This is a genomic window from Psychrobacter sp. Ps6, assembly GCF_022129235.1.
In the GTDB taxonomy this organism is placed as follows: domain Bacteria; phylum Pseudomonadota; class Gammaproteobacteria; order Pseudomonadales; family Moraxellaceae; genus Psychrobacter.
In genome coordinates, this window is record NZ_JADQAI010000003.1 from 56,296 (window position 1) to 71,452 (window position 15,157).

Genomic DNA, 15,157 nt, shown 5'->3' on the forward strand with positions numbered 1-15,157 from the left:
TACACATATTTAAATTGCAGTCGTGTCGACACTAGGACGAACCGTTAGCGGATTTTTTTGCATCAAAAATCCTTTCCAGCCCCAATGCAAAAAGTTACGAATATTGGCATGGTCAGTACCGTTAGGCGTTGCTTGAACTTTGGCATAATGTTCGCCGAATAGTTTTAGCGTATCTAATTGGTTTAGACCGTGATGCTTGGCAAATCCAAAAATCTTTGCACTGCCTTCGTTTTCTCCAGCGGCATTATGTACCATTCCATTCACAAATGGGGCAGGCGAATAGCGATAAAAATCATCGATAAAGCTGATGACATCATTGAATCCAATGGCTTTTTTATTCAAACCATTAAGTAATGCCGATACATCTGATTGGCGGATACTCATAAATAAATGACCTCAGAGCAGTTTAAAAAATAAAAAATATAATGCTTATGTATGCTCATTAGTCGTTGAGCATTAAATATTATAGATTAGCGATTGAAGTAGTCTTCGTCATCGAACGAAGGCGAAAAGTTGCCTTGCTCAAGATGTTGCATTTGCGACTGTACAGAGCGCTCATGCTGAATACGTTGATAAATCTCTTCGCGGTGTACGGCAATATCTTTAGGTGCATTCACACCGATACGTACTTGATTGCCTTTGACGCCCAAAACCGTCACACTGACTTCATCGCCAATCATTAGCGTTTCGCCCACGCGGCGTGTCAAAATTAACATGCGTCACACTCCTTATGTCGCATCAACAGATTATTACTCATCAGATTACTTCTCAATTGCAGAACATCACCGCAGCACTCAGTAAGTAATATATCAATAATTACCATACTCAACATTGTGCAAACCACGGCAATGATAGGTAGATTCATTTAGCCCAAATGAAAGCCCCATTATAGGTGGCATAACAGATACTGTCACGGTTTTTTCACAAAACTATTAGGTAAATGCTCATTTCAACTATGCTAAAAAATAAAAATAGGACCTAAAAAGATCCTATTTTATTTAAGTACTGTTTTTATTTGGAGGCTATTTATTTGAACGCTATTTATTTACATACGATGTAGAGTCATTCATAGCGGTTAATAGATAACCATCAATGCTAAAGCTGTATTTTAACAGTTTTTTGGCCTTATAGCCCAGCGATTTTGCTCTCACCGTCTTCACGGTCAAGACCAAAGGCAGTGTGCAGTGATTTGACCGCTTTTTCTAAGTGCTGATCTTGAATTAAAACAGACACTTTGATTTCGCTGGTCGATATCATTTGGATATTAATATTGTTCTCAGCCAATGTTTGGAACATGAGGCTCGCAACCCCTGCGTGTGAGCGCATACCAACACCAACTAGTGAGACTTTGACCACTTCGCTGTTGCCTGAAATCTCTTTGGCACCAATCTCGTCTTTGACTTCTTCATTAAGCACTTTTAGCGTCTTGTCCAAGTCAGTGCGATTGACGGTGAACGTAAAGTCAGTGGTACCATTGTCCGAGAGGTTTTGGACAATCATATCGATTTCGATATTGGCGCGGCCAATTGGGCTTAAGATAGCAGAGGCGATACCAGGGTGATCGGGTACACCGCGTACTAAGATTTTTGCTTCGTCTCGGTTGAATGCGATACCTGAGATGATTGCCTGTTCCATATTGTCTCCTTCGTCTATCGTAATTAGGGTGCCCACGTTGTTTTGAAACTCTTGGTCAAAGCTACCGTCAGTGTTTTCATCAAAGCTAGATAAGACGCGTAGCGGTACGCCATATTTGCCAGCGAATTCTACTGAGCGAATCTGTAGGATTTTGGAGCCAAGACTTGCCATCTCAAGCATTTCTTCAAAGGTAATTTTTTCAAGCTTTTTGGCTTTTGAGGTGACGCGAGGGTCAGTGGTATAAACGCCATCAACGTCAGTGTAAATTTGACATTCATCAGCACCCAAAGCCGCCGCAATCGCAACGCCTGTCGTATCAGAGCCGCCGCGTCCCAATGTGGTTGCATTGCCTTCTTCATCAATACCCTGAAAGCCTGCCACAATGACGATATTGCCCGCATCTAGCTGCTCGCGTATGTTTTTATCATCGATGCTTTCGATACGGGCTTTATTATGGGCGTTGTCGGTTTTAATCGCGACTTGACGACCAGTCATTGAACGCGCACCAATACCAAGCTCTTTAATCGCCATCGCGAGTAGTGAGATAGAGACCTGCTCACCGGTTGAGACCATCTGGTCGTATTCACGTGGGTCAGGGTTGTTACTGATTTGGCGTGCTAGATCAATCAAACGGTTGGTTTCACCACTCATGGCTGAGACCACAACCACGACTTGATGACCATTATCATGCCAACGTTTGACTCGTTTGGCGACGTTTTTGATGCGGTCGATACTGCCCATCGAGGTGCCGCCGTATTTCTGTACTATTAACGCCATAAAAATCTACCTGTTATTCATTAATGACCTTTTATTATCACTGATAAGTGTCAATGTGATACTCGTCAATGCGTGTATAGATAAAGCCAGATTATAAGAGTTATGCACTATATGTGTCATTCGTTTAGTGGTACTGCATCAACGGTAATACATGAGCAATATTGTCAAACGTTGACCTTTATACCATATCTACAGCATAACTTTAAGTATCAGTACCGCTTAGATATATGGCGATTGGTTATAGTTGCTATAACCAATCGCGTATCCCATGCCCAGTAAACCAGGAGTAAGGCTCTGAGTTACTGTGATTTTATGATTAGCTAAGCTGGGTTTCAATCCAAGCAGGTAGGGCATTGATGACTGCAGGACTGTTGCCAGACTTCGGTGCGCCGCCCTGTGCGTAGTCAGGTTTACCACCACCTTTGCCGCCAAGCTCACCTGCTAAATGACGAATGATATCACCGGCTTTGATTTTAGCAGTGACAGATTTTGCGACGCTCGCTGCGAGAGCTAATTGGTCATCTTTATCACCAATTAATACGATTACACTATCAGGCAGTTTTGATTTGATATCATCCATTAGCGTACGGATGGATTTGCCATCGACACCGCTTAAGGTGCTGATAAGGACGGGCGTACCTGCAATAGTCTGCACATCATCGAGTAAGTTAGCGGCTTGAGCGCTGGCAATTTTTTGCTCTAAGCGCTCTAGTTGTTTTTCAAGCTCGCGTTGCTTATCTGCCATCGTACGCACACGTTGGGCAACTTCAGGGCGTTTGACCTTTAGCTGGCTTGCCAATTCGCTCAGTTGTTGCTCGCTTTGCTGAATGTTTTTGACCGCATTCATACCCGTGACGGCTTCAATACGGCGAATACCAGCAGCAATACCTGACTCACTGGTGATTTTTAGTATACCGATATCGCCAGTGCGCTCGACATGTAAGCCACCACATAGCTCGATAGAGAAAGGCTTGCGCTGACCATCTACGATACTGTCTGTACCCATGGTGAGTACGCGAACATCACTGCCGTACTTTTCGCCAAATAATGCCATCGCGCCTTGATTCATCGCTTCATCAATCGACATGTGCTCGATACGAGCAGGAGTGTTGGCTTGGATTTGCTCATTGACCAAGCGTTCGACACGCGTGATTTCAGCAGCACTGACAGGCTTGTCATAAGCAAAGTCAAAACGTAACACTTCGCTTGAGACCAATGAGCCTTTTTGCGTGACGGCGTCACCCAATACTTCTCTTAGCGCTGCGTGCAATAGGTGAGTGGCTGAGTGGTTTTTAGCACTGGCTGCACGGATGTTTGAGAGTACGTGGGCATCCGCCGTTTGCTTGGGTTTGATATCACCCATGGTCACCACACCATAATGAATGATGGCTTGACCAGATTTTTTGGTGTCTTGTACTTCAAAAACGCCTGATTCGGTGCGGATTTCACCAAGCTCACCCACTTGACCACCACCTTCGGCATAAAATGGCGTGCGATCGAGTACCACAACGCCTTCCATACCTTCTGTTAAGCTATCTGCTGGATTGCCGTCTTGATAAAGGGCATCAATCGTCACGCCGTCTTCTTCGAGCTGCTCATAACCGATAAAGGTCGTTGGTGTCTCTACTTGAATAACGCTGCTGTAATCGACGTCGAACTTGCCCGCATCACGAGCACGTTCGCGTTGTGCTTGCATGTGCTCATCAAATTCTGCTTCATCAATGGCAATGCCGCGCTCACGCGTGATATCCGCAGTCAAATCGATCGGGAAGCCATAGGTGTCGTAGAGTTTAAAGGCCGCTTCGCCAGATAGCGTATCGCCATCTTTTAGACCTTCAAGTTCGCTGGCAAGCAAACGCAGACCTTGTGCCAATGTTTTGGCAAACTGCGCTTCTTCTTTTTGAATGGCGTTTTCGATGACGCTTTGTTTTTCTACTAGCTCTGGATAGGCACTGCCCATTTCAGCCACAAGCGGGGCGACCATTTTGTAGAAAAACTCACTATCTGCGCCAAGCTTGTTACCGTGACGTACGGCGCGGCGAATGACACGGCGTAGGACATAGCCACGACCTTCATTGCTTGGCGTCACGCCATCAGCAATCAAAAACGACACAGCACGGATATGATCGGCGATGACTTTTAGTGATGACTGCTGTTCATTGTTGATCTCTAAAATCTCAGCTGCTGCATCCATTAAATGAGTAAACAGATCAATCTCATAGTTACCATGGACGCCCTGCATGATGGCACTAATACGCTCAAGCCCCATGCCGGTATCGACACTGGGCGCAGGTAGTGGCAATAGCGTGCCGTCTTTTTGACGATTGAACTGCATAAAGACGCAGTTCCAAATCTCGATATAGCGATCGCCGTCTTCTTCAGGCGTACCGGGCAAGCCACCTTCGATGTCAGCACCATGATCATAAAAGACTTCGGTACAAGGACCACAAGGACCCGTGTCACCCATCGTCCAAAAGTTATCAGAAGCGTACGGTGCGCCTTTATTGTCACCAATACGAATAATGCGTTCACTTGGAATACCGATGGTCTTATTCCAAATATCAAACGCTTCATCATCGGTTTCATAAATGGTGACATAGAGACGATCTTTATCAATCGCGAGCCACTCTTTTGACGTCAAAAACTCCCAGATATACTCGATGCCCGCTTGCTTGAAGTAATCGCCAAATGAGAAGTTGCCAAGCATTTCAAAGAACGTATGATGACGGGCAGTATAACCAACATTGTCCAAATCATTGTGCTTACCACCAGCACGGACACACTTCTGCGAGGTCACAGCACGTGTGTAGTCACGTGGCTCCATGCCCAAAAAGGTCTCTTTAAACTGATTCATACCGGCATTGGTAAATAACAATGTCGGATCATTATGTGGAATCAAGCTAGACGATGAAACTTGGGTGTGCTGCTTGCTTATGAAAAAATCGATAAAGGCTTGGCGAATATCGGCTGAGCGAAATGGCTGGCTCACAGCGGCTCCTTACTGACGGATAGAATTAAGTAAATGACATAAAATAATTTTGCAAGCGATTTTAGCACAAACGCCCAAGCTCTTGGTACAAGAGTTATAACTGCTAGGTGATTGTGCCTCCGTAGTTTGCAGATTCATATAGGAAAACTAAGGCGAGTTAGTCAAAATCGCCGCATCGGTCTCATCAAGCTTGTCTTTTATCAATGGATCTGACTCAATGACCTGCACTGGCAAGTAGCGCAATTGCAATTTGATAGGCAAGTATTTTGGGAAATTTTCTGCCATATCTTTGGTAATTACATCCTCTATCTGCTGTACGTCTTCTGAATTTGGACTGGTCTCACCGCGCACCACGGCACGAATGATCTGAAACCCATTATTTTTATCAAACTGAGTGTTGGTCAGTACGTTTCCTTGATCAATAAAATGATTATTGATGGCTTCTTTGACATTGTTTTCAAAGGTTTGCTGCTTGGCATTGCTATTGAGGTTAAGGGTAAGGTAAATACCTAATCCGACCAGTAACAATAGCGTAACCGCATTTCGGCGAAAAAATATCAGATAGGTGCCCGATTTATAATCATCATCTACCAAACGTCTGAATCCTAAAAACCACAGTACCATGGCGTTGGTAAACTGAATGGCAATGATGTTGGTCAGTGCCAATAAGGCAGCACCAAGACCCATCTGTATTTCACCATTGGCAAATAAAATGCCACTAGCCGCGAGCGGTGGCACTAAGGCTGTGGCTACCGCGACTCCAACAACGGCGACGGACAGGTGCGGAGATACCATCGCATACGCACCAGCCGTACCGCCAGCCAGTGCAATCATCAAATCCATAGACGTGGGCTGAGTGCGAGACAAAATCTCATTGGTCAGCGGCTGTCCTTGATGCAGTAGACCCACCACAAATCCGACCAAAATAACCAAAGACACGCCTGCTAATACGGTGAGCAAAGACTTACGTAGTAGTGGCATACGGTAGTCAATGATTGCTAGGGCGACACCTGTAATAGGACCGAGCATCATCGCGACTAACATCGCGCCAATAACTACCGCGGCCGAATTGGTCACCAAGCCATAACTGGCAATGATGGCTGAGAGGATGTTCATTACAAAATACATTTTACTTGGTAGGGCGTTCGCCTCAATGGTCACGCGCACTTCGGGATAGTCTATCTTTTGATCACTAAACTGCTCAGCTACAAACTGTTTATAAGATTCCAGTTTGGCCTCTTTCTCATCTTTGATCTTTTCTTCTTCTGACTGTTGCTCATCGTCATCACTCTCCACATCCTCACCACTGTGGTTTGTCGTTATAGACTCTGCGGTTAGATGATCATCGACGTCAGCTACGGCAGGGTCGTTTTCATGGATACTATGATCGATCGAAATAGGTTCGACAGGTTGGCTGACATGATTGTTGGGCGCTTCGGAAGTGTCTGGATCTTTTTGTGTTTCATGAAAAGCTTCAGGCGCTGTCTCTGATGCGCGAGTAGCTGTGTCTACGTTCGGGCTAGATAATTCAGACTGCTCTGAGTCATCATCAGGCGTGTCTAGCGTGGCAATGACGACATCAGGCTCTGGTGACGTCATGACGATTTTTGGTTCAGAGAGTGGCTCCTCTTCATTGTCTTCGGTTGCATACTCCTGCTCAGTGGTCTGTTCTGGTTCATGAGCATCATCAATTAATCTCTCAGATGTCTCTTTTGTCATATCAGATGAACTTGAAGAAGCGGTGTCTGGTTTTTTTTGTTGTGACGTATTATCAGAAGCAGTCATAGCGATTGGGCTTTATTAGTCAGATGAAATAAAACCATTATTGTAATGAAAAATCAGCGATAAGCTGTCTTTTTTTTGTGCAAAAGCAATGATCTAGGTATTAGATGAAGAAAAAATAGAGAGACGCGTAGCAGAAGGTGCGGAATTTAGAGCAAAGGTAGGAGCGTATGATAAAAACAGATTGTATGTCTGGAGAGCACGGTAATTGACGGCAATACTAAAGTGATATCAAATCCCCTTATATTAACATGGGTTTTTCTGAAAGTCAGTCAATATATATACATCCGGCGTCTATATTAAATACTTACTTTTAGTAGGGATATAACGTATAAAGTAGTTATACCCACAAGATAAGTAAGGATTAAATCATGAACTGGCCATTATTTGCTGTCATTTACATCATAGCGGGAACCGTCACTACAGGGATGGTCATCATTGGTACGCTCATTATGGGTTTTGATGAGATCGCTCATATGCAAGTAGCGGTCGCAGTAGGTGCCCTCGCGTCTATACCTATAACAATATACTTCGCCAAAAAAGTTGGCAGTATCACGGGTAATGAAGAGGGTTATGAAGCGTAGTTTAAGATAAAGGTTATGATTTGCGATCAGGTGACTGTCGGCCTACAAGGAGAAAAACGACTAGATATAAAAAAGACCTCAATATTGAGGTCTTTTTTGATAAATAATGATAAACCGCTAATTATGACAAAAACTATTTGAGTTCAACCGTTGCGCCGTTTTCGATATTGGCATAAACCTCAAGCACATCCCAGTTGGTCAGACGGATACAACCGTGTGACGCTTGGCGACTGATGCCTTCAGGTTTTGGTGAGCCGTGTAGACCATACGAAGGCTTAGATAAGCCCATCCATACCACGCCGACTGGATTGTTTGGTCCTGGTGGTAACATGTGCACTTTTTTCTGAGCGCCTTCACCGACTGTCGCTTTATACCAAGGCATTTTTACTTTATTGATAATTTTGAAAGTACCGTGCGGTGAAGGTGTGTCATCACTACCAATGGTTGTCGGATAGGTGGCAACTAGCTTATCACCATTATAGGCATACAGTGTTTTGTCTGCTTTATTGGCAACCACGCGGTTGATACGTTGATTGAGTGGTCCACGAGTATTGAGCACGGTAATGGTTTCACCCGCTTTGTACTCTTTGTTCTTATTTAACTTATCTAAATAGCGTACGTCCATATGAAAGCGTTCACCAAGCATCTCTTTGATGTCTTGATAATACAATCCTTTCATTTTTGACTTGGCTTCTGCACCAGCGGGCGTGGTGGCAAAGTTAGTATTGATATCATCATCAGTCAACGTATAAGTGACCAGTACAGGTTTGGTTGCAGGAATGTTCTTAACCAAGGCATCCCATGTTTTTTGATCCATTTTACCTGTGGTTGGCAAGCCTTTCATCGCTTGGAAATTTATAAGGGCTTTTTTGCTGTTCATACCCCAGCCACCGTCGATAGGACCAGGAGAGGCATGGTTCCAATCAAGCAATGCTTGCATTTTGATCGTCATCGCTGAGTTGACTTTCATGTTAGGTGACCAGACAGCGTTGTTGACTTGTTGCGCATAATTTGACAAGTTTAATGTGGTATATCTCTTACCATCTTTATCTTCGATATTTTTGATGGTCGGATCATCACTGAAGTCTTGACGCTTTTCACTCTCCGGTAACTCAAAGGCGAGCGGATCAGATGAGTCAATAGATGAGACATCGCTAGGCGCGGCAACGGCTTGACCTTCGCTGATATCATCAGTGCTATCTGACTGCTCATCTTTACGCGTCAGTTCTGCTGCGCTCATATTGTCAGCAGCTGGCGCTGGCGCGTTTTGCCTAGCTTCTTGTTTGGTGTTGATCAGCTGGTTCATGCTATCAACGGGTTTTGTGTTCTCTGTATTTAACTGCACAGTAGCAGCACCATCAGAGCGACTACGGTTTTCTTGCACATTGAGGCTAACCTTTTGGGCAAGGCCTGGCATAGCGTTCGATGTGCGCACTGGCAATGTGCGAGCATTATCAGCAGTGGCGGCAAGTGCGCCAACGCTGGCACTCATGGCAGCGATAGATATAGCAGTAATAATAGGCTTTATTTTCATCATATTGAATCACTTGTGGTTGCTACTAATGCGGCTATTATGCGCATAATTCGGTTGCTTCGCAAACTTTTGGTATATCTTTTTGCATTTAGAGCTGGCTAAACGTCAACTGCTGACGTATTCGCTACAGTTGGGTAATACTTTAGCTAAGGTGTGTATGGCGCCATGCTAGATTCTTACGCAAACGCCTCATTATTTTCACTATTTTTTGTTTCAGTAAAAACGACAGTGATTGGCGCTATTTGGTGTTTACGTCTATAATGTATGATTAATTTTTTCATTAATAGATCGATTTTTAGCAAAAAGCCATTTAACCCGCTAATAGTTAATCCATAAGGTGCGATATGTCAGAAGACCAAACAATGAGTGCAGAAGAGTTTCAAAACCAATACTTCAATGATGATGAGTCTAAGGGCTTAGACGGTGAGATGGAGTATGATTTAGAGACTGGACTTCTTGGTGAGCACGATGAATTCGCTAGCCTGCAAGCAGAGCTGAATGAAGCACGCGAGCAGCTGGTGAGTATTCGCGACTTTATTCGTTTTTCCGTCACACAATTGCGTAACTATGATGTGGTTGTCGCGCAAGGCACGACCGATGAGTTTGCAGAAGCCTCAGCCATTGTGTTGCATTCGTTGTCTCTCGATTGGTCAGCCAATGAGCAGATTTTAGACTGCCGTTTGACCACGTCAGAGAAGCAGGCAGTGCTGGGATTATTAGAAGAGCGTATTGCTGAACGTAAGCCGCTGAGCTATCTGATTAACTTGTCTTACTTCTGTGATTTGCCTTTTTATGTCGATGAGCGCGTGCTTATCCCGCGCTCGCCAATCGCAGAGTTGATTCGTCAGCAGTTCCATCCATATTTTGATGTGACTGAGCTCGCCAAGCCACTGGGTGTCAGCCCGAATGAAAAGTCAGCGGTATTTTATGATCATGGTTTAGATGTAAAGCAGTTATCGCAGCCTGAGCGTATCTTAGACTTATGTACTGGCTCTGGTTGTATCGCAATCGCGCTTGCTACCCGTTTCGTTGATGCATTGGTTGATGCTGTTGATATCGATAAAGGCGCGCTGGACGTGGCAATGGTTAATGTCGATCATCATGACCTTGGCCATCAAGTAAATGTAATCGAGTCTGATTTGTTTGCCAAGATACCTGCTGAGAACCAATATGAGCTTATCGTCACCAATCCGCCGTATGTCGATGCGGCTATCATGGCAGATTTGCCGCCTGAGTTCTTATATGAGCCTGAGCATGCACTAGCCGCGGGTCAAGACGGTTTGGATTTGGTACATCGTATCTTATTTGAAGCGCCAGATTACCTGAGCCCAGATGGTTTGCTGGTCTGTGAAGTGGGCGACAGCGAATGGGCATTAAAACAAGCCTATCCTGAAATTCAGTTTGATTGGTTGAAGTTTGCACATGGCGGGCATGGTGTCTTTGCGATTACCTATGATGAGCTAGTCTCAAATCGTCAGTTGTTTGCCTCTTATGTTCAGCTATTAGATAGTCTTAAATAGACAAATATTAGCTTGAATAGGCGTTGGCTACACTAGCCGAAACTATAAGCAACAATACAATCACTCATGACAAGCAATACAAGCAATAACCATGAGTGATTGGTCAAATAGTCATCAGTAGCGTTTACTTGTTTAAGGACAGTTATGGCAGGCAATAGTATTGGGCAGGTTTTTACGGTCACCACTTGCGGTGAGTCACATGGCGCAGGCCTTATGGCCATCGTTGATGGCGTACCACCAGGTTTAGCATTATCTGCAGACGATTTACAAGTTGATTTGGATCGTCGCAAACCAGGAACGTCTAAGTATTCAACCCAGCGCCGTGAGTCTGATGAAGTTGAAATCATCTCTGGCGTATTTGAAGGAAAAACCACAGGGACGTCTATCGGTCTATTGATTCGCAATACCAATCAAAAATCAAAAGACTACAGCGATATCAAAGATACCTTCCGTCCTGGACACGCTGACTATACTTACAGTATGAAATATGGTTTCCGTGACTATCGTGGTGGTGGTCGCTCGTCAGCGCGTGAGACGGCTATGCGAGTGGCTGCCGGTGCTATCGCCAAGAAATACTTGCAAGAACGTCTGGGCGTACAAATCCGTGGTCATGTGACCCAAATCGGTAACGAGCATAGTAACGTTCTAGATCCGAGTCAAATTGACTGGGAGTTTGTAAATAGCAATCCGTTCTTTTGTGCCGACAAAGAAGCAATTGGTCGTTTTGAGACATTGATTGATAACTTGCGCCGCGAAGGCACCAGTTGCGGTGCACGCCTTGATATCATTGCAAGCGGTGTGCCAGTAGGCTTAGGCGAGCCAGTGTTTGATCGTTTAGATGCCGATATCGCTCATGCAATGATGAGTATCAATGCGGTCAAAGGCGTCGAGATTGGTGATGGTATGGCAGTGGCAGGTCAATTCGGACATAGCGCTCGTGATGAGCTGACGCCAGATGGATTTGCCGCCAATCATGCTGGCGGTGTCTTGGGCGGTATCTCATCAGGGCAAGATATCCGTGTGAGCATCGCGCTTAAGCCAACCTCTAGTATTACCACCGCTGGCAAAAGTATCAATACCCAAGGTGAAGCAGTCGATATGCTCACCAAAGGTCGCCATGATCCTTGCGTCGGCGTACGAGCCACGCCCATTGCAGAGGCCATGCTAGCGATCGTCTTGCTCGATCATTATCTGCGTCACCGTGGTCAGAACGCGGATGTAAAGCCGCCAGTACAATCGATCACTTAGTATTTTTGTTTTAGAGTAATCAGCCCTTTGTTGTTTCCAGTAGTTTAATACTAGAAATGATAAAGGGCTTTTTTATGTCCCAATAAAATACAGGTGTTACCTAGAAACAATCAACGCGTTGAGCTAGCAAGGTATTAGGCTGCCAGTTGATATTCATCAATAGCGACACATTGCTGATGCCGAAACACCAACAATAACCGCTGACTAGGAATCGCTAGCCAATGTCCAAACTCAATACTACCGACACCTTGGCTCAATAAAGTTTGTGCGCAGTGATGACGGCTGAGGCCGATTAGATTCTTGATGATAGGGTTATCAGTTAATTGATGTGACATGGATTTTCTACTCCTAATTTGCTTTACGAATTTGGCTGTTCAACAGACCCTAGTGCTATCGTAAAATAAAGAAGTAGAAATCCTATGCAGTCATGATGGAAAATTGATGAACTATTATAAATGCTTATTTTTAAGCTAGTGGCAGGATAATACTAACCATCACACCGGAACGCTGATTTTTACCAGTATCAGTGTTATCAGGTGTAGCTTTATCAGCGCCAATTTTATTATCACTAGCATGGACATTATCAATAGTTACCTGACCGCCATGGTGCTCAATGACTTGCTTCACTAAAGTGAGTCCAAGACCAGTACCTTTTTTGAGAATACTATCGGACTGTTTTGATTCAGCTTTGTGATGTGCTGAACCTGTATCTAGCGCATAGGTTGTATTCTGATTTTTCACTTGGTGAACAGATTGGCTTTGATGAGATAGGCTAAAATAACGCTCAAAAGCTTTTTCAATAGCATAGTCAGGCAATAGCTTTCCATCATTAAATATATCGATGATTACCGTTCGCGCTGTGCTATGCAACGAGATATCAACAGTGCTATCAGCAAAATGAATGGCATTATCCAGCACGTTTTGTAGGACTTGTATCAACCAAAATTGGTCAGCAAACACACTGGTAGAGGCCAACAATTCTGCTGGCAAGTTTGTCGTGTTTGTCATGTGCTGATCATCGATGTATATATCGATAGGTTGTAAATTCTGCTGTTGCTGCTTGGCAGTATTGTCTTTTATTAGACTCTGTAATAATGGCAATAGCGGCGTTAGCTGACGATTGAGCTTAAAAGTAGGCTGTTCAACTTTCGCAAGCAACAGTAGTCGATCGATGAGCTGCTGCATTTTTACGCTTTGCTCACCAACCGTTTCAATGAGCATCTGCCGATCTTCATCATCTAGCATATTGCCATCTAGTCCATCATCTTCTAAGAGCTCACTACTGGCGCGAATGGCGGTTAAAGGGCTTTTTAATTCATGAGTAAGCGTATGCACATAATCAGTGACATAAGCACGATTTTCTAGTCGATGTTTCATAGTCTCGATGGTATCGGTCAGGCTATTTAGTTCATGACCCAGATAAAAATAGGGCTTTTTGGTGTCTTCTGCCAGCGCACTGGTATATTGAGTCACTAAGGTAATACTTTGCTTGAGCCACCATGCGATGAGACCTGCTAAAATGAGGGCAGCAATGCTGATGAATAGCACTGTGATCAGCATGCGGTTACGTGTGTCATCCAAATAAGGTAACACACTGGCGACAGGTTTGCCGACGCTAACCACGCCGATAATTTCACCAGACATATTTTTTATTGGCTGTGCGACATACATGACCGAGCCATCACGCTGCTGGTTATCCCGCAGTGTACTTCTTGCACCGTATTGACCTCTTAATGTGAGATAGACATCATTCCAGCGCCCATAGTTTTGCCCTTCATTATTGTCAGGTTTGGGTAGCGAGTCATAAATGACCCTGCCGCTGCTGTCTGTTACATATACCCGAAAGCTACTATAGCTTTTGGTTTGATAAACGGGACCTAAGTTATCGTTAATCGCTGGTATGCCAACAAAGGCTGCATCAAGTTGCGCTTGATAAGCCTCATCGTATAGTTGTCCTGTAGATAATGGCATCTGGAGACTGGCCGCAAGTAACTTACTGGTGTCTAGGAGCGTGTCTTCAATGACTTGCTGCGCGGTTGGCTTGACGTAGCCAAACAACTGAGTAAACACGACCACGCCGCATATGATGAGTACCAAAGCGACTGCAAGCCAAATCCTAAAAAATATACTTAAATTGAGCAGTCGTTTACGTTTAGGGGCTTGCTGCACAGTACCAATGGGATGCAGTTTGGCATACCAATTGCTTTGGTCGTTATGAATATCGCTTTCAGCGTTATTGGCATTATGATTCATAAATTAGCAGCCATTGTTAAGCTGGACATAAGGCGTAACCCAGTCCACGATGCGTATGAATGACTTCAATACTCGTATCAACGGTCGTAAGTTGCTTACGAATCGACTTGATATGGCTGTCTATCGTGCGTGCTAGGCGATGATCAGGATAGTCGCTTATTGCGTTAAGCAGCTGCTCACGGCTAAAGACTTGATTCGGTGCTTGTAATAATGTGAGTAAAATTTTGCGCTCAGTATTGCTAAGCTCAAGCTTTTGATCTTGCCAGGTTAATGAATAGTTGAGCGGTTGATAATGCCAAATGCCGGATTGATTCTCAAACGTTAATGCTTGTCCTGATAGATTATTCGAGGAAGTATTTTCAGTATTATCATTTGAATTTGGGGTATGAGAGCCTGACTGTTGAATCAGTTGTTCACGTCGCCAAATGGCTTTTAAACGCGCGACTAACTCACGTGGACTAAAGGGTTTGGCGCAATAATCATCACCGCCCATCTCCAATCCTAAAATACGATCGACCTCATCGCTACGCGCTGTCAAAAACACGATAGGCAAGTCTTTCAAGGCGTCGATATCAGGTGTATGACGTATTTGTTGGCACAGACTCAAGCCGTCACCATCTGGCAGACCAACATCCATAATGATAGCTGATAGATCTTGTGCTTCATGACTATGCAGCATCGGCAGCACGCTACTGGCATTATCCAGCCAAGTTATCTGCCAGCCCTCACGTTTGCAAGTCACTTTGAGCGACATGGCAATCGCAGGATCATCTTCTACCAGTAAAATATGGGTCATAGTCTCTACATCATCTTATAAGCTTAGTAAATTATCGTA

11 protein-coding genes and 1 pseudogene are annotated in these 15,157 nt (G+C 44.4%); 3 read left to right on the forward strand and 9 right to left on the reverse strand.

The window, feature by feature from the left end; genetic code table 11:
* Nucleotides 1-9: 9 nt before the first annotated feature.
* From I3255_RS04540 to I3255_RS04560, 5 genes and pseudogenes are all read right to left on the reverse strand, one after another.
* Nucleotides 10-384 carry a HopJ type III effector protein gene (locus tag I3255_RS04540; protein ID WP_201599830.1) on the reverse strand — a complete coding sequence of 125 codons (375 nt, stop codon included), beginning with the start codon at nt 382-384 and terminating at the stop codon, nt 10-12.
* Nucleotides 385-548: 164 nt separating this feature from the next.
* A pseudogene (csrA, locus tag I3255_RS04545) lies at nt 549-716 on the reverse strand (carbon storage regulator CsrA); the annotation flags it as partial.
* A 409-nt stretch (nt 717-1,125) separates the two neighbouring features.
* Complete coding sequence (locus I3255_RS04550; RefSeq protein WP_058024167.1) at nt 1,126-2,412, reverse strand: aspartate kinase; 1,287 nt, start codon at nt 2,410-2,412, stop codon at nt 1,126-1,128.
* Between the two features lie 316 nt (nt 2,413-2,728).
* Nucleotides 2,729-5,401, reverse strand: coding sequence for an alanine--tRNA ligase (gene alaS, locus I3255_RS04555; protein WP_238037337.1), 2,673 nt, complete (start codon nt 5,399-5,401; stop codon nt 2,729-2,731).
* A 147-nt stretch (nt 5,402-5,548) separates the two neighbouring features.
* Nucleotides 5,549-7,186: a DUF389 domain-containing protein gene (locus tag I3255_RS04560; protein ID WP_238037340.1), complete on the reverse strand. Its 1,638-nt coding sequence runs from the start codon at nt 7,184-7,186 to the stop codon at nt 5,549-5,551.
* Nucleotides 7,187-7,554: 368 nt separating this feature from the next.
* On the opposite strand from I3255_RS04560, the gene I3255_RS04565 reads away from it, so the two are divergent.
* On the forward strand, nt 7,555-7,767 hold the full coding sequence (locus tag I3255_RS04565) for a hypothetical protein (protein ID WP_238037342.1): 213 nt from the start codon (nt 7,555-7,557) through the stop codon (nt 7,765-7,767).
* Between the two features lie 133 nt (nt 7,768-7,900).
* Here the strand turns inward: I3255_RS04565 and I3255_RS04570 are convergent, their stop codons facing one another.
* Nucleotides 7,901-9,304 carry a L,D-transpeptidase family protein gene (locus I3255_RS04570; protein ID WP_238037344.1) on the reverse strand — a complete coding sequence of 468 codons (1,404 nt, stop codon included), beginning with the start codon at nt 9,302-9,304 and terminating at the stop codon, nt 7,901-7,903.
* A gap of 341 nt (nt 9,305-9,645) precedes the next feature.
* Here I3255_RS04570 and prmB point away from each other — a divergent pair, with 341 nt between their 5' ends.
* Nucleotides 9,646-10,821: a 50S ribosomal protein L3 N(5)-glutamine methyltransferase gene (prmB, locus tag I3255_RS04575; RefSeq protein WP_238037346.1), complete on the forward strand. Its 1,176-nt coding sequence runs from the start codon at nt 9,646-9,648 to the stop codon at nt 10,819-10,821.
* Between the two features lie 144 nt (nt 10,822-10,965).
* Complete coding sequence (gene aroC, locus I3255_RS04580) at nt 10,966-12,069, forward strand: chorismate synthase (protein ID WP_102090389.1); 1,104 nt, start codon at nt 10,966-10,968, stop codon at nt 12,067-12,069.
* Nucleotides 12,070-12,203: 134 nt separating this feature from the next.
* Here aroC and I3255_RS04585 read toward each other — a convergent pair whose 3' ends face one another.
* The 3 genes from I3255_RS04585 to I3255_RS04595 form a co-directional block, all read right to left on the reverse strand.
* Entirely contained in the window at nt 12,204-12,404 is a 201-nt protein-coding gene (locus I3255_RS04585; RefSeq protein WP_238037347.1) for a hypothetical protein, read from the reverse strand.
* A 130-nt stretch (nt 12,405-12,534) separates the two neighbouring features.
* Complete coding sequence (creC, locus tag I3255_RS04590) at nt 12,535-14,322, reverse strand: two-component system sensor histidine kinase CreC (protein WP_238037348.1); 1,788 nt, start codon at nt 14,320-14,322, stop codon at nt 12,535-12,537.
* Nucleotides 14,323-14,338: 16 nt separating this feature from the next.
* On the reverse strand, nt 14,339-15,118 hold the full coding sequence (locus I3255_RS04595) for a response regulator (RefSeq protein WP_238037350.1): 780 nt from the start codon (nt 15,116-15,118) through the stop codon (nt 14,339-14,341).
* Nucleotides 15,119-15,157 lie beyond the last annotated feature (39 nt).

Bases quoted from the DNA above. Each gene is read 5' to 3' on its own strand.
- I3255_RS04540 (WP_201599830.1), bottom strand. From the start codon at position 384: ATGAGTATCCGCCAATCAGATGTATCGGCATTACTTAATGGTTTGAAT.
- I3255_RS04550 (WP_058024167.1), bottom strand. From the start codon at position 2,412: ATGGCGTTAATAGTACAGAAATACGGCGGCACCTCGATGGGCAGTATC.
- I3255_RS04560 (WP_238037340.1), bottom strand. From the start codon at position 7,186: ATGACTGCTTCTGATAATACGTCACAACAAAAAAAACCAGACACCGCT.
- I3255_RS04565 (WP_238037342.1), top strand. From the start codon at position 7,555: ATGAACTGGCCATTATTTGCTGTCATTTACATCATAGCGGGAACCGTC.
- I3255_RS04570 (WP_238037344.1), bottom strand. From the start codon at position 9,304: ATGATGAAAATAAAGCCTATTATTACTGCTATATCTATCGCTGCCATG.
- prmB (WP_238037346.1), top strand. From the start codon at position 9,646: ATGTCAGAAGACCAAACAATGAGTGCAGAAGAGTTTCAAAACCAATAC.
- aroC (WP_102090389.1), top strand. From the start codon at position 10,966: ATGGCAGGCAATAGTATTGGGCAGGTTTTTACGGTCACCACTTGCGGT.
- I3255_RS04585 (WP_238037347.1), bottom strand. From the start codon at position 12,404: ATGTCACATCAATTAACTGATAACCCTATCATCAAGAATCTAATCGGC.
- creC (WP_238037348.1), bottom strand. From the start codon at position 14,322: ATGAATCATAATGCCAATAACGCTGAAAGCGATATTCATAACGACCAA.
- I3255_RS04595 (WP_238037350.1), bottom strand. From the start codon at position 15,118: ATGACCCATATTTTACTGGTAGAAGATGATCCTGCGATTGCCATGTCG.